This is a genomic window from Thermobaculum sp. T2p (assembly GCF_059335935.1).
This window is the reverse complement of the sequence record NZ_JANZYQ010000006.1, coordinates 12836-30965: the sequence shown is the minus strand read 5'-3', so window position 1 is coordinate 30965 and position 18130 is coordinate 12836. Positions and strand designations below refer to the sequence as shown.

The 18130-nt window shown below is 47.8% G+C and carries 19 protein-coding genes and 1 tRNA gene; 3 read left to right on the top strand and 17 right to left on the bottom strand.

What is annotated here, in order from left to right:
- Positions 1–30: 30 nt before the first annotated feature.
- Positions 31–195 carry a hypothetical protein gene (locus N2245_RS03045; protein ID WP_494535259.1) on the top strand — a complete coding sequence of 55 codons (165 nt, stop codon included), beginning with the start codon at positions 31–33 and terminating at the stop codon, positions 193–195.
- 6 nt (positions 196–201) lie between these two features.
- Here N2245_RS03045 and N2245_RS03040 read toward each other — a convergent pair whose 3' ends face one another.
- The 3 genes from N2245_RS03040 to N2245_RS03030 all read right to left on the bottom strand — a co-directional run bounded on the left by N2245_RS03040 (position 202) and on the right by N2245_RS03030 (position 1809).
- Positions 202–702, bottom strand: a complete 501-nt coding sequence (locus N2245_RS03040) for a DnaJ family domain-containing protein (protein WP_494535258.1) — start codon at positions 700–702, stop codon at positions 202–204.
- A complete protein-coding gene (locus tag N2245_RS03035; RefSeq protein WP_494535257.1) occupies positions 699–1217 on the bottom strand; it encodes an NUDIX hydrolase in 519 nt (172 codons plus the stop codon). Before N2245_RS03035 ends, N2245_RS03040 begins: the two co-directional genes overlap by 4 nt.
- Positions 1218–1290: 73 nt before the next feature.
- The gene (locus N2245_RS03030; protein WP_494535256.1) at positions 1291–1809 is read right to left on the bottom strand and encodes a shikimate kinase; all 519 of its coding nucleotides are present in this window, start codon (positions 1807–1809) and stop codon (positions 1291–1293) included.
- A 42-nt stretch (positions 1810–1851) separates the two neighbouring features.
- Here N2245_RS03030 and N2245_RS03025 point away from each other — a divergent pair.
- Positions 1852–1925, top strand: a tRNA-Leu gene (locus N2245_RS03025).
- Positions 1926–1934: 9 nt separating this feature from the next.
- Here N2245_RS03025 and N2245_RS03020 read toward each other — a convergent pair.
- From N2245_RS03020 to N2245_RS03000, 5 genes are read right to left on the bottom strand one after another with little or no spacing between them, the layout of a single operon-like run.
- Positions 1935–2840 carry an ROK family protein gene (locus N2245_RS03020; RefSeq protein ID WP_494535255.1) on the bottom strand — a complete coding sequence of 302 codons (906 nt, stop codon included), beginning with the start codon at positions 2838–2840 and terminating at the stop codon, positions 1935–1937.
- 15 nt (positions 2841–2855) lie between these two features.
- Positions 2856–4046 (bottom strand): pyridoxal-phosphate-dependent aminotransferase family protein, encoded by a 1191-nt coding sequence (locus tag N2245_RS03015; RefSeq protein ID WP_494535254.1) that lies wholly within the window; start codon positions 4044–4046, stop codon positions 2856–2858.
- Positions 4047–4074: 28 nt separating this feature from the next.
- Positions 4075–5418 carry a (Fe-S)-binding protein gene (locus N2245_RS03010; protein ID WP_494535253.1) on the bottom strand — a complete coding sequence of 448 codons (1344 nt, stop codon included), beginning with the start codon at positions 5416–5418 and terminating at the stop codon, positions 4075–4077.
- On the bottom strand, positions 5419–6684 hold the full coding sequence (locus tag N2245_RS03005) for an FAD-binding oxidoreductase (RefSeq protein WP_494535252.1): 1266 nt from the start codon (positions 6682–6684) through the stop codon (positions 5419–5421).
- The gene (locus tag N2245_RS03000) at positions 6684–8135 is read right to left on the bottom strand and encodes an FAD-linked oxidase C-terminal domain-containing protein (RefSeq protein ID WP_494535251.1); all 1452 of its coding nucleotides are present in this window, start codon (positions 8133–8135) and stop codon (positions 6684–6686) included. Before N2245_RS03000 ends, N2245_RS03005 begins: the two co-directional genes overlap by 1 nt.
- A gap of 277 nt (positions 8136–8412) precedes the next feature.
- On the opposite strand from N2245_RS03000, the gene N2245_RS02995 reads away from it, so the two are divergent.
- Positions 8413–8733: a zinc-ribbon domain containing protein gene (locus N2245_RS02995; RefSeq protein ID WP_494535250.1), complete on the top strand. Its 321-nt coding sequence runs from the start codon at positions 8413–8415 to the stop codon at positions 8731–8733.
- 52 nt (positions 8734–8785) lie between these two features.
- Here the strand turns inward: N2245_RS02995 and N2245_RS02990 are convergent, their stop codons facing one another.
- The 9 genes from N2245_RS02990 to N2245_RS02950 form a co-directional block, all read right to left on the bottom strand.
- Entirely contained in the window at positions 8786–10138 is a 1353-nt protein-coding gene (locus tag N2245_RS02990; RefSeq protein ID WP_494535249.1) for a PQQ-dependent sugar dehydrogenase, read from the bottom strand.
- A gap of 27 nt (positions 10139–10165) precedes the next feature.
- Positions 10166–10972: an SDR family NAD(P)-dependent oxidoreductase gene (locus N2245_RS02985; RefSeq protein ID WP_494535248.1), complete on the bottom strand. Its 807-nt coding sequence runs from the start codon at positions 10970–10972 to the stop codon at positions 10166–10168.
- Positions 10973–11061: 89 nt separating this feature from the next.
- The gene (locus N2245_RS02980) at positions 11062–12252 is read right to left on the bottom strand and encodes a Gfo/Idh/MocA family protein (protein WP_494535247.1); all 1191 of its coding nucleotides are present in this window, start codon (positions 12250–12252) and stop codon (positions 11062–11064) included.
- Between the two features lie 37 nt (positions 12253–12289).
- Complete coding sequence (locus N2245_RS02975; protein WP_494535246.1) at positions 12290–13288, bottom strand: sugar phosphate isomerase/epimerase family protein; 999 nt, start codon at positions 13286–13288, stop codon at positions 12290–12292.
- A gap of 172 nt (positions 13289–13460) precedes the next feature.
- Complete coding sequence (locus N2245_RS02970) at positions 13461–14078, bottom strand: D-sedoheptulose-7-phosphate isomerase (protein ID WP_494535245.1); 618 nt, start codon at positions 14076–14078, stop codon at positions 13461–13463.
- Positions 14075–15118: a GHMP family kinase ATP-binding protein gene (locus N2245_RS02965; protein WP_494535244.1), complete on the bottom strand. Its 1044-nt coding sequence runs from the start codon at positions 15116–15118 to the stop codon at positions 14075–14077. The genes N2245_RS02970 and N2245_RS02965 overlap by 4 nt, the downstream gene beginning before the upstream one ends.
- Before the next feature lie 30 nt (positions 15119–15148).
- Positions 15149–15892, bottom strand: coding sequence for an SDR family oxidoreductase (locus N2245_RS02960; protein WP_494535243.1), 744 nt, complete (start codon positions 15890–15892; stop codon positions 15149–15151).
- Positions 15879–17183: a glycosyltransferase gene (locus N2245_RS02955; protein ID WP_494535242.1), complete on the bottom strand. Its 1305-nt coding sequence runs from the start codon at positions 17181–17183 to the stop codon at positions 15879–15881. The genes N2245_RS02960 and N2245_RS02955 overlap by 14 nt, the downstream gene beginning before the upstream one ends.
- Positions 17183–18127 carry a glycosyltransferase family 4 protein gene (locus N2245_RS02950; protein ID WP_494535241.1) on the bottom strand — a complete coding sequence of 315 codons (945 nt, stop codon included), beginning with the start codon at positions 18125–18127 and terminating at the stop codon, positions 17183–17185. Before N2245_RS02950 ends, N2245_RS02955 begins: the two co-directional genes overlap by 1 nt.
- Positions 18128–18130 lie beyond the last annotated feature (3 nt).

Sequence of the window (18130 nt, the reverse complement as noted above, 5' to 3'; positions counted from 1 at the left end):
GCTCTAATATTATCCTTACTTGGAGTGGTTATGATAGCAGATCTGCTTTACTGGATAGGGACACTATTGATCATAGGCTTTGTTTTTTTGTGTGTTCCGATACTGTTCATGCTTATAGTGACTGCCCACTATTATCTTGCGGAAGGGGAGCTGAGAAGATCTCTTCGAAAAGCCGGTGAGATGAGAAGGCTATAGAGGTCTTTATTTTTCCAGATATCCCGATAATAGTGGGAACTCCCTTGAGAAGCTTTCTCTCATCTTGTCTATGCTTATAAGAGACTTCTTTAGGCTATCTACTGGCACTATGGCATTGAAGTAGGTTATCTTGCTGTTGATCTCGCGCCATCTAGTCTCTAGTCGCTGAAGAGTGATGTTCCTTGACCTATCTATTTCTCTTATAGTCTCTGCAAACTTGACTACCTTAACGTTCTGAGCACTTTTGATCTGCCGTTGGCGGTTGAACCTGTAGTTTTCCCACACTCTTTCCACTTGGGAGATCTCTTCGTCTATCTGTTTCATAAGCTCGATCCACTCCGGACAAAAGCCAGCGTTCTTGAGCATCTTATAGGCAAGGCGCATCTCAGGATCTTCGAAAGGATTCTCTTGTAGATCAATTGGTGCGCCCTCACCCTTAATGTTTTTGAACTTACCCTCTAACTGAGCTTCCCTTATACGCCTTTCAACCAGATCGCCGAAGTTCATTTTATTAGTCCTCTCTTTTTCCCGTGCAGATATAACGATGGAGGTATCTGCAAATACGGATTAGGATCGAGTCCGGCTGCTATAGGTCCCGCTATCTCATCATGCAGGGTCTGTAATGCGAGCCTCTGACCAATCCATACGAACCTTCTTACTGCAACCTCTGGTGGTACCCACTCCCAGTTTACATGCATGGGCGTAAGTTCAATCTGAGCGCTTTCTGATACGTGTACCCCAAAGCAGGGTACCAAGTAAATTGTATCCTCCTCAGGAGAATAAAACGTGTTGACAAAATCGATATTCCAGACAGATGTGGGAGTAAGCCCTGTCTGCTCTTGAAGCTCTCTCGTTGCGGCCTGGATAGCAGATTCTTTCTTCTTTATACGGCCATGTACGGCTTGCCAGGTGTTACCAAGTTCAAGCCCTGGAGTCCTTAGCAAGGTCAGGTAGTAAGCTCTATTTTCTGATATGCAAAATGGATATACATCCACCACATCGCTAGCAACTATCTCGGGCATCTATATCACCACCAAGAAGCTAGTTAATCAATCTTCAGGGTATCAAAGGCGTTGCTATCCAGCAAGCCGACAATCAACGGACAAAAGAGAGTATTTCTTCCACTATAGTGTAGGGCGACTTGTTATCTGTCACCACGCATAAGTGTGCCTGAGAGTAATACCTTTCTCTATTCCGGAGCATATTCTCCAGTCTACGCGTCATGTCGTCACCTGCAAGCAGTGGTCTTATCTCTTTAGTATGTTTCAGCCTATTAGCTATAGTTTCTATGCTTGCCTGTAGCCATATAACCGTGGATAAATCCCATATCAGCTTGCGGTTCTCTTCCAATAGGATAGCTCCACCTCCAAGCGAAACCACGGCCCTTTTACCCTTTAGGGCTCTATTTATTTGATCACTTTCCAATTGCCGAAACTTCCCTTCTCCAAACTTAGAGAAGATCTCCTCTATCAGCATGCCTGCGTGCTTTTCAATTTCCCGGTCGATATCTATATAAGGCAGCCCCATCTTGGAGGCCAAAAGGCATCCTACAGTACTTTTGCCACTACCGCTTAATCCTATGAGCACGATATGTTTTGAATTCACTTTTTGCATATATGGCGAGTATCTAATCCTAATTAGTATAATTGTAAGCGAGGGGGCGTAGTCCAATTGGCAGAGACACACCACTTAAAATGGTGTCAGTGTGGGTTCGAATCCCACCGCCCCCACTTTCTCTGTCAGTCCCCGGCAATATCCTGTGCTAGTGCAATCGCTCCAAGTACGCCTGCCCTGGGCCCTAGTTTAGGTGGGACTATATACTGATCGATTTGCTGTAGAACGTCATCTACTTGTATATACCCATTAAGTAAATGCTGAACCCTCTGGCGAATGAGAGGGAATAGATGCGATTGTTGCATTACTCCGCCTCCCATAATGATGCGCTGGGGGGACAGTGTGTAGATATAGTTTACTAAGCCAAAAGCCAGGTACTTAGCCTCCAGCTGCCATGCTGGATGATCTGCAGGAAGGTTCTCGCCTCTTATCCCCCATCTGGACTCGATAGCTGGTCCTGAAGCTAATCCCTCAAGGCAATCCTTATGGAACTTGCACCAGCCCTCAAAAGGGTCTTCCTCTTTGTCGTGGGGAATAGCAAGGTGCCCCATCTCAGGATGAAGCATTCCATGAATAAGCTTGCCGTTGACTAGCCCTCCTCCACCTATGCCCGTGCCTACGGTCAGATAGATAAAGGTGTCAAGTCCCACTGCGGCTCCCCATCTGTGCTCTCCCAGCGCTGCAACATTAGTATCGGTATCAAATCCTACTGGAACCCTAAGGGATTCTCTGATGTATCCTGCAAAGTCGGTGTTGGCCCATCCCGGCTTAGGTGTAGATGTAATGTACCCATAAGTTGGAGACAAGGGATTAGGATCTACTGGTCCGAAGGATGCAATTCCTATAGCTACTAGCGTCAAACCTTTAGTAGCCTGCCTGAAGAAGCTTACCGCTTTTTCCAGAGTTTCTTCTGGATAGGTGGTCGGAAAAGTAATAGATGACCTGATATCATCCGGTCCAGTACCCACAGCGCATACAAACTTGGTACCGCCTGCTTCTATTCCCCCATAGACTTGGTTGTTCGAGCTCAATACCTTCTTTCCCTCCTACAGAGCTGTTTCATAGACTTTCATTGCTGCTGCTACCGAACACCCCTCTGGTACGGATCTTCCGTGCTTGCGCAAGATTGATTCTAGGGCTGCAAGCAACTGGATGATAAACTCTCTTCTTGATCCGTAGCCCATTAAACCAATCCTCAGCAGTTTGCCTTGGAACGGTCCTATACCACCTCCTACTTCTATCGAATAGTCGTTGAGCAGTTCCTGTCTTATGGTTCTCTCTGTGATATCTTCTGTAGTCTTTATAGTAATCAGCGTATTGAGCCTATGATCTTTCTCAGCTAGAGGAGCTAAGCTTAGACCCTCTAATCCAGCCAGGAATGCTCGCTGATTTATCTCGTGTCTTTTCCACCTGTTTTCTAGTCCCTCTTGCTGTATTTTGTTGAGAGCTGTGTGCAGGGCATAGACGAGTGGTGCGGATATAGTGTGATGATATTGCTGGCTATCCCAGTAATTACGCAACAGATTCAAATCTAGATAAAAACTCGAGACAGGAGTTGTGCGCTTGTTGATCTTATCTAATGCTAGCTCACCAAAGGTAATTGGTGAGAGCCCAGGAGGAGCTCCAATGCACTTCTGTCCTGCACTGTAACATACATCTATTCCCCACTCATCTACCTTCACGGGCTGCCCACCTAGCGATGTCACAGTATCCACTACTAACAAGGCCCCAACTTCATGGGCCGCAGAGGAGATGTGTTCTATTTCTGGCTGGGCTACCCCGGTAGATGTCTCTGCGTGTACAAGACAGACCACTTGGGGGATTACCTCTTTTATGCGAGCAATCATCATATCCGGATCAATAGCTTTTCCCCACTCTGCTTCAACTCTGATTACCTGGCCTCCCAACTTGGTAGCTATTTGAGCCAGGCGATCTCCAAAATAACCCATTATCCCTACGAGCACCTTATCGCCGGGCTCAATCACATTAGCTAAGGCTGTTTCCATTGCAGATGTGCCCGTACCAGAAACAGCTAGAGTAGCCTCGTTCCTGGTCACGAATGTGTACTGCAGAAGCCGTTTGATGTCCTGCATTATCTCCACCATTGCTGGATCGAGATGTCCTAGGGAGGGAAGAGATAATGCCCTCGCAACCTCGGGATCAAGCTCACTAGGTCCTGGCCCAAGAAGTAATCGCTTGGGTACCGTGATCGTCTTGGGATGAATCCCAACTGTCATGATTTCTACCTCCAAGAAGTCTGCAAGCTTATGGTATTCCCTTGCCCAGTATCGAAGCCTCCAGGTATTCAATCGGGTGCGCTATGTGGAAAGCCTGATTGTGTAGCTGTGCGATTGAGCTTATTTGTAATGTGCATCCGGGATTAGCACTTGCTACATACTTTGCTCCGGTGGAGCTTATATTCTTTAGTTTGCGCTCGCCTAATTCTCGAGCAGCCTCGGGATTGAGAAGATTATATATACCGGCACTTCCGCAGCATATGTCTGCCTCGGGGGGCTCTACAAGTTCGAGCTCAGGTATGCCGGTGAGCAGCTCTCTAGGTTCATTCCTTATACCTTGCGCATGTCTAAGATGACAAGCGTCGTGGTAGGCTACCCTAGTTCTTAGTGGGTGACGCTTAGCCACTGGACCTAATTTGACTAAGAGTTCCGATACATCGACAATCTTGTCTGCGAACTCTTTAGCCCGGCCCCTATAGATAGCATCGTTCTGGAGCAGTAGTGCATATTCCTTGAGCGTTGATCCGCATCCAGCAGCGTTGATCACTATATAGTCAAGATCCAGGCCATCGAAGGCATTGATGAGAGATCTGGCAAAATCTCTTGCAGCGTCCTTATTTCCTGAATGTAGTGCAAGAGCTCCACAGCATCCCTGAGACCTAGGTATATATACCTCGCATCCCTCCGCCGATAACACGTTGATAGTAGCTCTATTTACATGACTGAAGAATACCCGCTGTACGCATCCCGTAATAAGCCCTACTTTAGCTCTTCGTTTGCCTTTAGCAGGTATCTTCTCTGGGTATTTATATGAAAAGAAGGATGGGTCAACCTCTGGGGCAAGCTCGAGAAGATTCCGCAACCTGGATGGGATTAGCTTGCTAAGAAGGCGCGACTCCAACATTTTAGACAAAGGACTGTGTCTATAAAAGAGCAAAAGAGGCAGAATAGCTCTGAGCCTGTTGGGATGCGGGAAGATTTCAAATATTAGCTTTCTGAAAGCCCTGTCGGCAAGGGGTCTAGGGTAACGCTTCTCTACTTGATATCTTGTGTCCTCTATAAGCCTGTCGTACTTGACACCGCTTGGGCAAGCTGTAACGCATGCCATACACCCTAGGCAGAGATCCCAATGGAGGACCATACTATCTGTAAGCGGATCACCGTTCAGAGCGGCTTTCATAAGATAGATCCTGCCTCGAGGGGAGTCCATCTCCTCTCCCCAGAGTAAATATGTTGGGCAGGTAGGCAAGCAGAAACCACAGTGTATGCAGTCGTCTATCAGTTCTTTAGATGGTGACTCGTGGGAGTCGAATGCCGGCTTAATTATTGTGTTCCCGAAGTCACCTTTGGATCTATTGGTAATTCTTATCATTTATATTCCTCCCACGAACCTGCCTGGGCTGAGTATCTTTCCAGGATCGAACTGATCCTTGATCCTCCTCATAAGGGGCAGGGCATCTCCTACATATCCCCATACATCTATTCTCTGCTTGAGAGGTAAGCTTGCCTCCAGGACCATAGCAGAGTCTTCGGACGTCAAAGCTTCCCTTATTGATTGAATCAATGACACCTGCGTATCGACAGGTAGGTTTTTGCCTCCCTTTAGGGCCAGATAAGTTATGCCTGATCCCGCATGACTCCTAAGCTCAAAACCGCAACCGTGTTGTTGAGATGTCGATCTGGCTAGCATTGCTATGGGTTTGAGTCTGGAGATGGTAGAGGACAACTTTATGCCCAGATCATCTGCTTCCCATGGATACTGTCTGAGATTGTCATAGACTGCTGGGTCTTCATCGAGATCAAAAACCTGACAAGTCCCATGGTTACTCAGTATCTGTCGTAGGGCTTCAGCTGCTGAGCGTGCTATATTATCTGAAGAACCCTCTACCATACACCATAAATAGACTTCGCCTGTACCGCTATAATGAACTTCAAGAGCTGATGTCACCAGATATGAGTTGAGAACTTGCTGTATACATTGTTCTGCTTGATCAAGTTCTTTGAGGTTCACTTTCAATATAAAGGACTTGGTAGGTAAGGGATGCAATCTAAATACTGCCTCTACGATTACTCCTAGTGTTCCTAATGAGCCTGTGAACAACTTACAAAGATCGTAGCCAGCCACGTTCTTGACAACTTTGCCTCCGCCATGCACAAGATCGCCATTAGTTAGAGCTACGGTTATTCCTATGAGCAGATCCCTGGTAGTACCGTATCTGAGCCTTCTAGGACCAGAGGCGTTTGCAGCTATTATCCCCCCTATAGTGGCGGACTTTTCTGGTGGGTCTAGGGCAAGCATCTGATTGTGTTTTCGCAGCTCTTGTTGAAGCTCTTCCAGCTTTATACCTGCCTGCACCTTGACTATAAGGTCGTCTGGACTGTACTCGATGATCTTGTCAAGTTTTGTGGTGTTGATCAGTAGGTCGCATCTCTGGGGAGGATTACCCCATCCTAACTTTGTCCCAGAGCCGAAGGGTATAACACTAATTCCTTTCTGATGTGCATACTTGAGTATCTCTACTGTATCAGTAGGAGATCCTGGTTTAGCTATAAATCCTGGTTGCGACCCATCTATATTGGTTGATGTGGTTTTGATCTCTATATTCGGTAATTTGTCTGTTATATCTAATGTTGTCATTAGAAGATCTCTGCCAAACCTGCTTCCTGCAGTGGATGTATTTTACCAGGGCCTGGTCTCTCGCCACACAGGCGTGGCGTAGGGAAGACTTTGCCAGGGTTGCATATGCCTTCAGGATCGAAAGCACAACGCAACATGTGCATAGCATTCATATCTTCTTCTGAGAACATCTTGGGCATATACTTCTTCTTATCTACTCCGACTCCATGTTCACCGGTAATGGATCCCCCATATCTAAGACAGATTGATAAGATATCACCTGCTACCTTCTCCGCTTTCTCCTCCTGACCAGGTATGCTGGCATCATAGAGCACTAATGGATGCAGGTTGCCGTCGCCGGCATGAAAGACGTTGGCTACTCTTATGCCGCTTTGTGCACTTATTTCTTCTATCTCTCGCAGCACATCTGGCAGTGCCGTTCTGGGGATAACGCCATCCTGTACATAGAAATTAGGACTTATCCTGCCGACTGCAGCAAAGGCCGATTTGCGTCCCTTCCAGATCAATGCTCTTTCCTCTTCATTACGGGCAATTCGTATCTCTGTAGAGCCGTTGTGTAGACAAATGTCCTTTACTTTATTGAACTGGTCCTCAACTTCTAGGAGTGGTCCATCTAGTTCTACTATCAGCACTGCTCCAGCCTTAGGATAGCCAGCATGTACCGCCGCCTCTACGGCCTCAATTGAAAGTGGATCCATCATTTCGACTGCTGCAGGCACTATGCCCGACGCTATGATCTGCGATACTGCTGCCCCAGCTTGCTCTATAGTGTCAAAAGCGGCTAGGAGCGTGCTCACCATCTCCGGCTTGCGAACTATGCGAAGCGTTATCTTGGTGACTACCCCTAACGTGCCTTCGGACCCCACAATAGTTCCCACAAGGTCATATCCTGGGGTGTCTAGGGCTTTTCCTCCAATATGGATAATCTCACCATCTGGTAGCACGACCTCCAGACCAGTTACATGATTAGTGGTGAAGCCATACTTCAGGCAATGGGCTCCTCCTGAGTTTTCAGCTACGTTTCCTCCTATCGAGCAGATCAACTGACTAGAAGGGTCTGGTGCATAGTAGTAACCGTACTGTGATACTGCCTGAGTGACCCATAGGTTTATAACCCCAGGCTCAACCACTACTCTTTGATTGGGAATGTCGACTTCCAAAATTCTCCTCATTCTGGAGAGGGAGATGAGTATTCCCTTTTCGACAGGCATGGCTCCACCTGAAAGTCCTGTGCCTGAACCCCTAGCTACAAATGGAATCTTATGGCGGTGACATAACTTGACTATAGCTTGAACTTGCTCGGTAGTTTCTGGCAGAACAACAGCAGTAGGTATAGCTCTATAGTTAGCTAAGCCATCACACTCATATGTCCTGAGCTGCTCTCTGTCGTGTACTACTCCTTGAGGACCAATGATCGCGACCAATTTTTCGATTAGCTGCTCTCTGTTCATGGACTAGACTCCGTGATTAGTTAGGCAAGAGCTAGGCTAATTGTAGTGCAATTTCTGCAATTTTCCCTAAAATTATCGCTATTTCCGTTCGACTGATGTATACTAGCACTAATGCTACGCAACAATATGGAAATTCTTCATAAGCTCCAACCTCGAAATTCTCCTGTGTTTCCCGCAGAGAGTTAGGCCGCATCGCTGGTTGGCACTTATGGGAAGATCGTGTTGAGGCGTGGTAAGAAGAAATAACTGGTTTCCATTTTCGGAGGAGAAATAGACCTTGGTATACGCGGATAAAACTCTAACATGTAAAGACTGTGGTGCAACCTTTGTTTTCACTCAAGGAGAGCAAGAGTTCTACGCTAGTAAGGGGCTAATGAATGAGCCCAGCAGGTGTCCCGATTGTAGGAGAGCTAGAAGGTCTGCTCAGAATGGCTCCAGCTACTCCAACAATGGGCCACGAGAGATGTATGAGGTAACCTGCGATTCTTGCGGCCGAGTCGCTAGAGTTCCTTTCCAGCCTAAGGGTAATCGCCCTGTGTACTGCTCTGATTGCTATAGGCAACAGAGAGAGTCCCGTTCTTCAGGCTACGGTTACTAAGAGGAATTGGTTGGGATTGGGGGAGGTACACCTCCCCCAATCTTGTAAACTTCTAGCTTGAGGCTGTCAGCATATATATGCCACCGCCAGCCAGGTCGGTGACATATATTTCTCCGTTTTGGTCCTCGCCGAATGAGCTGATGCTCAGGTCTGTGTCGGTTTCTTCCTTCATAACCCAGTTGCCGTTTTCTGCTCTTTGCAAGCTCCAAATTCTGCCTGTGCAGTAGTCACCAAAGAAGTACTTTCCTCTGAGGGCAGGAAATCTCTTCCCTCTATAGACATACCCGCCCGTAACGGAACATCCTAGTTCGTGACTATACTCAGCAACTGGCAGTGTAAGCCCTTCCTGGTTGCATTGGTCGGAGGATAGACAGTGATTGCCCTCCATAATTGGCCAACCATAGTTTTGACCTCCCTTCGATCCGGCTCTTTGATAGTTGATTTCTTCCCAGTGGTTTTGCCCTACATCCGCGATATAGAGATCTCCTGTCTGCCGATCAAAGCTAAACCTCCAGGGATTTCTAAGTCCCCACGCCCAGGTTTCGGGTCTGGCATTATCGCGGCCAACAAAGGGATTATCCTTAGGAATCGAGTATGGATCGCCTCGATCTACATCTATCCTGAGAATCTTTGCAAGCAGAGTGTTCAGATTTTGCCCATTACCATAAGTGTCGTTAGCGCCCCCTCCATCTCCTAGCGCTATGTATAGATAGCCGTCGGGCCCAAAAGCTAACATGCCACCGTTATGATTGGCCGCTGGTTGTTCCTGCCTTAGTATGACTTTTTCGGAGTTGGGATCTGCTCTTCTACCATTGTCTAAGGCTCTGAACTCCGCGACTACCGTGTTACCATTAAGGTCTGTGTAATTTACGAAAAACCTCCTGTTCACCCTATAGTTGGGGTGGAAAGCTAACCCCAGCAATCCCTGCTCGGATCCACTAGAACCTACTCTATTGGTAATATCCAAGAAAATCTGACCATTCAGGAATTTTATTTTCCCGCCTTTCTCAACCACGAAGAGTCGGTTGCTGTTATCGTTGGCGTAAGTGATAAATAGGGGTTGGTCAAATCCTGAGGCAACCTGTCTAATACCTACTCGTACGTTGCGATTGACTTTGCGTTCTTGGGTGGCTGAAGGGGTAGGATTTGGAGTAGGTTCTTTGGTGGGTTCTTGGCTAGGCTTGTTCGTTTCCTCGGTGGCTACCAGTGTCGGGGTACTCTGTGAAGCTGCTATCTGAGTTGGGCTGGGCGATGGATTGCTAGTGCTTGGTGAGGTGGGAGCAACTGACGGAGAGGGAGAGATTACGGATTGAGTGGGGGTTGGTGATCGCTGCTCCCCACCACATGCAGCTACTAGTAGCGTCAGAATCAACACCAAAGTGATGGTTATTTTTTGTACGACCATTTAGCGATCCTTTCTTAAGGCTTCCTATTATCCCGTTCCTATTCTTCCCTCTCGCTCGACGAATTCGAAGTCAGGTGTTGGACTGTAACAAGTCCATCCCCCATCTACGAGCAGTACTGTACCTGTAATCCATTCGGCCTCCTCTGATGCAAAGAACAGTACGGCAGAGGCTACATCTTTAGGATAACCAGCTCTCCCCATAGGTACAACTTTGGCCCATTTAGTTTCGTATTCAGGGTCGTCATGCAGATTACGCTCATTGACAATTGGTCCCGGCGCTACAGCGTTTATGGTGATCCCGTAAGGAGATAGCTCTAACACAAGGTTACGCGTGAGCATCTGCAGTCCTCCCTTGGTCATCGCATAAGCTGAGAGGTAGTGCACTGCCTGGTTGCCTGTAACGGAGGACGTGATGATTATCCTGCCACCTTCTCCCTGTTTGATCATCTCTCGAGCGGCAGCCTGAGCGGTGAAGTAAGTCCCCTTAAGGTTAGTGTTTACCACGGCATCAAATGCTTCTTCGGTATAGTCAAGGAATTTACCCCAGCTTGTTATCCCAGCATGGCAGCAAGCTATATCTATCCTCCCAAACGTTTCTACGGTTTTGCTGACTAGCATACGGCATTGAGCTACAGAGGAGATATCCCCCTGCACAGCTATGGCCTTGCCTCCGGCCTCTAGCACTTTCTCAACTGCGATCTCCGCTCCTCTACGATCTGTATGGTAATTAGCCACCACAGCAGCACCAGCTTTGCCCAGTGCGATTGCCAATTCCTGCCCAATGCCCTTGCTTGCACCTGTAACTAAAGCTACCTTGCCTGATAGGTCGAACATATGGGCCCTCCACGATAAAGTTCTAATTACCATAAGGGGATGGCAGACCTAGCCATCCCCTCTCTATATACGTCTTGTGCTGCGATGAGCTAGAAGGTTACTTCTACCCTCTTACCCTCCTCGGCGGATTGAAGAATCGCATCGCATATCACTGCATTACGGTAACCATCTTCAAAGGTGGCACCGTAAGGAGCTATGTCTTTATCGTTCACTATACAATCCAGAAGGTGAGCTATCTCATGTACAAAGGTGTGCTCCCAACCGATTATGTGTCCGTGAGGCCACCAGTTGGACCAGAAGGGATGATAGCTTTCTGTAACGAGCACATCCGTGAAGCCTTGAGTATGTTTAGGAGAGTCTGTCCGGTAGACCTCCAGCTCGTTCAACCTCTCCAGATTGAATCTTATAGAGCCCTTGGAGCCATTTATCTCGAACACTTGGTGGTTCTTTCTACCTGTAGCAAACCTGGAGGCCTCCAAGGTGCCGACAGCTCCGTTCTCAAACTCGACTACTGCCTCAAATGCGTCATCTACCTCTACCTTACGCCGCTGACCTGTCTCAGGGTCGTTGCGTTCTGGGATAAACGTTCTGGTCATAGCCATCACAGACTTAACCTCACCGATAAGATGCCGGCCGAGGTCGATTATATGTGCGCCAAGGTCTCCCAACGCACCGCTACCTGCAAGCTCCTTGTCCAACCTCCATATGTATGGGAATTCTGGATCTGTAATCCATTCCTGAAGGTACACCGCCCTGAAGTGATAGATTTCCCCTAGCTCGCCGTTCTTAATCATTTCATAAGCTAGGCGTACTGCTGGCACGAATCTGTAGTTGAAGCCGACCATCGCCTTGACGCCTGCTTGATTGACCGCATCCAGCATCGCCTTAGCTTCTTGTGCATTTCTTGCTAGGGGCTTCTCGCATAGGATATGCTTGCCCTTTTGTGCTGCCGCTATACAAGGCTCAGCATGAGCATAGTTTGGCCCTCCGTTATCGAACAGCTGGATACGATCGTCGTCAAGCATCTGGCGCCAGTCAGTGTAGTAACCTTCATAGCCATATCGAGATGCAGCCTCTTTAACAGCCTCCTCATTTCGACCGGCTATAGCCACTAGTCTGGGAATGGCTGGGGGTGGATAGACTATGTATGGCAGCTTCTTGAAAGCATTAGTGTGAGCCTTGCCCATAAATGCATAGCCGAGCATACCTACACCTACTTCTGGCGCCTTAGAGGTAGCTCTCTGGCCAGCCATGGTTACGAAGCCTACTTGTTCAGACATGTTCGCACTCCCTAGAGTTTTATTGGTTAGGTGTAATTTATTCTCGAGCGAAAGCTGCATCAAAAGCTACAGCAGAAGCTGGGAAGTCTACCTTGCGCACAAAGGCTAGTGCGTCTTGAGCACCCCACTCACGGTCCATACCAGAGTCTTCCCATTCTACGGAAAGTGGCCCGTTGTAACCTATGCGATTCAGGGCTCTTATCATAGCCTCAAAATCAACATCTCCATGTCCAGGAGAGACAAAGTCCCAGCCTCTTCGTCTGTCACCGAAGTTTAGATGTGATCCTAATATGCTCTTCCTACCATCTAGGAATTTCTTGGAGTCTTTGATGTGCACATGGTAGATGCGGTCAGCGAACTCCTCTATGAAGTCCACGGGATTGAGAAACTGGTGGGCAAAATGGCTGGGGTCGAAGTTTATCCCGAACCCTTCCCTGTTGCCTATCGCGTCCAGAGCCTTCCTGGTGGTTACGAAGTCATAAGCTATCTCGGTAGGGTGTACCTCAAGGCCGAACTTTACACCTTCCTGTTCAAATACATCTATGATGGGGCCCCAGCGCTCAGCGAATTCCTGATAACCCTTTTCAATCTCCTCAAAATCGTTAGGCGGGAAGGAGTAAAGTAGATGCCAGATGGGTGAACCTGTGAAGCCATTTACCTGGGTAACTCCGAACTTAGCGGCAGCCCTGGCCGTGTCCATCATCTCCTGCGCGGCTCTCTGTCTGACGCCTTCTGGGTCTCCATCACCCCACACATGCGGCGGCAAAATAGCCTTGTGCCTAGAATCTATGGGATCACAAACTGCCTGCCCTACTAAGTGATTGCTTATCGCAAAGCACTTGAGACCATAGCGATTCAGGATCTCCCATCTTGACTGTACGTAATCGGGCTCCTTGAGGGCTCTCTGGACCTCAAAGTGATCTCCCCAGCAGGCTAACTCTAACCCATCGTACCCCCATTGACTTACCTTTTTAGCCAGCTCTTCCAGGGGAAGGTCTGCCCACTGGCCGGTGAAGAGAGTTACTGGTCTACCCATAGCCTCCTCCTTTCATGTTTGATGTTTGCCCTTGCGGGTAAAAAGGCAAGCAGGAACTTTTACCTTGCAAGCCGCATTCTAAGAAATTTTGCTGTTTTTGGCTAGACCCTTTTATAAGTGGGACTTGAGCCCACCCATGGAGCTTTGTAGTTGTCGGGGGTGATCCAGGGGATCAGAGGTTGGCCTGAATTACCTGTTGCAGAGCGCTATCCTCTATTTTGATAGTTTTGTTAGTAAGATATTCCCTAATTGAAAAGCATATACAATGAGCCATGACTAGATGTGCATCTTCCACCTGCTCTATATGCTCGGCAGGTACTGTAATTGTCAGATTTGCTATGTTCCGTAGCTTGCCGCCATCTTTGCCTGTAAGTCCTAATACCCTTGCTCCCAAATCCTTCGCTACCTGGGCAGCAAAGACTACATTGGGAGAATTGCCGCTTGCACTGATAACTATCAATAGATCCCCTTGCCTGATCATTGGTCTTAATTGTTCAGCAAACACGTGTTCAAAGGACGAATCATTAGCCCAGGCAGTGACCAATGGCATATTATCTGTAAGTGATAAGACTCTGAACGGAGCGTGTCCTGGGACCCTTGCTCCCTTGGATAGGTCACATGCAAAGTGCGAAGCTGTAGCAGCGCTCCCGCCATTACCCACTATGTATATGTTGTTGCCGCTGTTATGACATGAGATTATCTCCCAGGTCGCTGCTTCAATAGCCTCGAGATCAACTCTTTGTATTGATCTAGTTATACCGTCCCAATAATTCTTGATCGTATCAATCATCTTTGATTGCTCCTTACGATGGACCAGCCTGACTTGAGTAAGCAAGCTCCTTCGAAGTCGAAACTAAAGGGCATCTCGCGAATGCCCAAGCCTTCTAGTTTGTCCTTTACCTTGGTTTGACTACTTTGCGGTACGTAGAGCATTAGGAAACCAGCACCACCAGCCCCTGCTAGCTTTCCTCCTATAGCTCCCAGTTTGAGTGTGAGCTGATAGATCTCATCTATGTATTGGTTAGAGATCTTGTCAGATAAGCCTTTCTTAAGCTCCCAGGCGTGGTGTAGCATTGATCCAAATTCATTCAGTTGGCCTCTACGCAGAGTATCTGCCATATCTAGAGCCAATTGTTTTAGTTGATGCAGGTGGCCTAACGTCTGTATGCTTGATTGTGTTGCCTGTTTCTGCTCCTTTAGAATCTCAGATGCTTTACGTGTACCTCCGACATAGAACAGGAGAAGATTGTCTTCGAGCAAACGTAGCCTTTCAGGGGCTATCTGCATGGGCTCAACCAGAGTCTTATTCCTATAGAACCAGATAAGATTTAGTCCTCCAAAGGCCGATGCATACTGGTCCTGCTTGCCTATGGGGGATCTGAGGACATCGATCTCAAGTCGACATGCTGCTTCGGCTAAATCATACTTGCTGTAGTGTACATTGGATGACGTAAGTAGCGCTTGCAGCATGGATACGGCCAGCGCACTTGAAGATCCCAAACCAGTGCCGCTAGGTATCTCAGAAGTTGTGAAGATATCTAATGCTTGGTTACCTTGGTAGAACGTTGCGATTGCTGACTTCTGGATGGCCAGCCTATCTTCCGCGCGTGTTTTGGGTAAGCCTTGGAAACACTCCCACACTATCCCGTCGATGGTGGACTTCAAGTGGAAACTGCCATCTAAGCTTTGTCGCAGAATCGTGTAGCAGTACTTGTTAATGGCGGTGCTAAGTACAACCCCTTCATACCTCTGGTAGTACTCCGGTAGATCTGTACCTCCGCCTGCGAAGCTTATTCTAAATGGCGCCCTTGAGATTATAGTCTCTTGCATAGAACCTAAGGTCTCGTAAGCTAATGTGGACTAGGGCCAGCTTGTCTCAGTAAGCGGTGTAACTATGACCTCCTGCATGCAGGACTCTTCAGGCATGTTGACTGCAAAGAGTATTACCTTGGCCACATTTGCCGGATCCTGTAGATTAGCAGGATCCGGCATAGGGATACCCTGCTCGACGAATCTATCGAAGAAGTGAGTCTTCATACCCCCTGGAATAACATTTGTGACCCTTATATTATCTGGACGTCCCTCTACGCCTAGAGCCCTACTGAAACCTCTGAGTCCCCATTTGGATGCATGATAGGCAGCGGCGTTTGCCCAAGCCCTAGTGGCTGCAGTAGAGGCTATGTTGACGATGTGTCCATATTTTTGACTCCTCATAATTGGAAGTACTGCCTTAGCCATCAAAAAAGGACCCCTGAGGTTCACTGATATGACCTGGTCCCACTGTGCTATGGTCATGTCGCTGACAGAAAGGGTATGGTCCACAGCCGCACAGTTGACCACAACATCTATCCTCTGGAAGGTCTCGAAAGTTTTTTGGACTGCACCAAATACGTCATCTTCTTTTGATACATCACACCGGATAGCAATAGCCTTCGCTCCATTCTCATTCAGTCTGTTAGCGATGTTTTGGGCTGCTTGCTCATTGATGTCAAGACATGCGACGTTGAACCCGTCTTGAGCAAAGGTGCAAGCTGTGGCCTCACCTAGGCCGCTTCCAGCTCCCGTGATGATAACCGTGCGGTTATGAGCTCTATCTGTATTCATAATCTGACTCCTTTCTATAGTCCGTATTCGCGATGTGAAGTCTCTTGCTTATTGCTTTTCCATACAGTTGGGCTGTTAGCTCCGCTGCTCTTTCCCAGGTAAACAACTTCACCACCCGCTGCCTGGCGTTAGAACCCATGCGGTTCCTGAGATCATTGTTATCAAGGAGCTCTACAATGCGATCGGCAAGGATCTCCGGTGATTTAGGAGGCACAAGATAGCCAGTCTCGCCCTCTGATACGGTAAAAGCTATTCCTCCCACGTTAGAGCCTATTACTGGCCTGCCGCAGGCCATAGCCTCAAGTGGTGTTAGCCCAAACGGCTCATACCAAGGAGTTGTAACTATCAGGTCAGCGGCTGAATAATAGGCATAGAGCTCATCAGGTTGTCTCTTGCCTGTAAATATAACCCTATCCTGCAAACCTAGCTCCGAGATCATGGATTGGAGAACTCCGATCTCAGGAGTTGCCCTGGGATCGGGCTCTCTGGTCTCACCGCCTACCACCATTAGCAATGGATTGAGGTCTGTTCTGTTTGTAACGACCTTGTGTAGTGCTAATACGAGGTTTCTTACGTCCTTTCTGGGTATAAGGCGTCCCACATAGCCGATTATTGGGCCTTGCCAATCTAGTCCTATAAGTGCTCTCGCAGTTTCTTTACCTATTGGGCGGAATCTCTCTATGTTAACTGCTGAAGGGATGATCATTACTTTTGCAGGATCAACTCCGTAATCCTCGGTCAACTCCAGCTTTTCGCTGGGGCACTGGGCTATTAGGTAGTTAGCTTCCGAAGCTACGAATTGCTCGATAGTAATTCTCTCTGTGGGACTAGTGTCCATATCCCTCTGGTGTTTGCGCTTAGTCTTACCCATAGCGTGAAAGATATGGATCATTGGGATATTAGCCCGATGTTTAAGCTTGGTAGCTACCCAGCCAGACATCCAGAAGTTGCTGTGAATTAAGTCATATCGAATGTTATTGCGCTCGATAAAATCCAGCATGTTTCGGGCGAACTCTGGCATAAGAGGCCATAGATCATCTCTGAATACGTGCTGTTTTGGTCCGGCTGGCACGTTGATAATTCTTACGCCTTTACTCCAGTCCTGTACCTCTGGAGAGTTCGGGGAGTCCAGGCGAGTAAAGACATCTACACTGATACCCATCGATCCCAGGTTACGGCTTATTTCATCCACGTACACGTTTTGCCCACCTGCATCTACGCCTCCAAGGAGGGCTGCTGGACTTGCGTGCTCACTAATAAATGCAACTTTGGGTCCCTCAGGTGAGTGCATCATAGACCTCCAGCTACCAGATTGAAGGCTTTGTTCCAATCCCTCCTGAACCTTTCTAAGTTGAATCTCTCCTGGGCAGTGCACTTTGCATTCTGTCCTAGTCTTTTTGCTTCCTCAGGGTTGTTCAAAAGGAACAACATTCTGTCTATAAGGAACTCGACATCACAAGATACGTAGCCGTTGTAGCCGTTCTGTATCACAGTAGGTAGTTCCGTAGTGGCCAGTGCTATCACGGGCATACCTATGGTCATGGCTTCTATCACCGCCAGTGGTAAGCTGGTGTATCTCATGGGACTGAATAGAAAGCGATATCTCGCCATCAGGCGATGCAGATCTCGGTACTTGATATCCCCTAGTCCTCCTATCTCCTCACTCTTTATGCCGCAAGTGTCCAATGGAACAATCTCACGAGCCTTGCAGAAGATGTCGTAGCCCGAGATGCGTCCACGACGTTTCATCTCGTTGATTACGGTTATACCTTTATCTCGATCGCCAACGTACTCTATGGAGGGATCAATAGCCACGCTGTGCTCAATAACCATAGTGGGCGTTCTGCCGCTATCCCACATAAGGTTGTTGAAGTGAGTTACGTGTACTAAAAGGACATTAGGATCGTCTATTGGATGCTTTGTATCAGTGGGATGCTGCCGAGGACAATTGTGTTCCAGGTAGATCCTAGGTAACTTTTGTTGTTCGGGACTAAGTATCGCAGGAATATCTTCGTAAAAGTTTTTGGGAGTCTGGCATATTATTATGTCTAAGTCCAGATTCCTAACTTCTTCGGCTGGTACCTCTCGTACATATGGAGGCATTCCTGGGCGTCTACCACCATACCCTTCACCTCTGTCAGGAGTTACTGGTAGGTACCAATCTTGGTCTATTTGCGCCAAAGCGTCCAGATAGCTGCCATGTATATGCCAACAAAGTATTTTGTATCTACGCATCAC

Bases quoted from the DNA above. Each gene is read 5' to 3' on its own strand.
- N2245_RS03035 (WP_494535257.1), bottom strand. From the start codon at position 1,217: ATGCCCGAGATAGTTGCTAGCGATGTGGTGGATGTATATCCATTTTGC.
- N2245_RS03000 (WP_494535251.1), bottom strand. From the start codon at position 8,135: ATGAACAGAGAGCAGCTAATCGAAAAATTGGTCGCGATCATTGGTCCT.
- N2245_RS03015 (WP_494535254.1), bottom strand. From the start codon at position 4,046: ATGACAGTTGGGATTCATCCCAAGACGATCACGGTACCCAAGCGATTA.
- N2245_RS03030 (WP_494535256.1), bottom strand. From the start codon at position 1,809: ATGCAAAAAGTGAATTCAAAACATATCGTGCTCATAGGATTAAGCGGT.
- N2245_RS02990 (WP_494535249.1), bottom strand. From the start codon at position 10,138: ATGGTCGTACAAAAAATAACCATCACTTTGGTGTTGATTCTGACGCTA.
- N2245_RS02955 (WP_494535242.1), bottom strand. From the start codon at position 17,183: ATGCACTCACCTGAGGGACCCAAAGTTGCATTTATTAGTGAGCACGCA.
- N2245_RS03005 (WP_494535252.1), bottom strand. From the start codon at position 6,684: ATGACAACATTAGATATAACAGACAAATTACCGAATATAGAGATCAAA.
- N2245_RS02965 (WP_494535244.1), bottom strand. From the start codon at position 15,118: ATGCAAGAGACTATAATCTCAAGGGCGCCATTTAGAATAAGCTTCGCA.
- N2245_RS03045 (WP_494535259.1), top strand. From the start codon at position 31: ATGATAGCAGATCTGCTTTACTGGATAGGGACACTATTGATCATAGGC.
- N2245_RS02960 (WP_494535243.1), bottom strand. From the start codon at position 15,892: ATGAATACAGATAGAGCTCATAACCGCACGGTTATCATCACGGGAGCT.
- N2245_RS02970 (WP_494535245.1), bottom strand. From the start codon at position 14,078: ATGATTGATACGATCAAGAATTATTGGGACGGTATAACTAGATCAATA.
- N2245_RS03040 (WP_494535258.1), bottom strand. From the start codon at position 702: ATGAACTTCGGCGATCTGGTTGAAAGGCGTATAAGGGAAGCTCAGTTA.
- N2245_RS03010 (WP_494535253.1), bottom strand. From the start codon at position 5,418: ATGATAAGAATTACCAATAGATCCAAAGGTGACTTCGGGAACACAATA.
- N2245_RS02980 (WP_494535247.1), bottom strand. From the start codon at position 12,252: ATGTCTGAACAAGTAGGCTTCGTAACCATGGCTGGCCAGAGAGCTACC.
- N2245_RS02985 (WP_494535248.1), bottom strand. From the start codon at position 10,972: ATGTTCGACCTATCAGGCAAGGTAGCTTTAGTTACAGGTGCAAGCAAG.
- N2245_RS02975 (WP_494535246.1), bottom strand. From the start codon at position 13,288: ATGGGTAGACCAGTAACTCTCTTCACCGGCCAGTGGGCAGACCTTCCC.
- N2245_RS02950 (WP_494535241.1), bottom strand. From the start codon at position 18,127: ATGCGTAGATACAAAATACTTTGTTGGCATATACATGGCAGCTATCTG.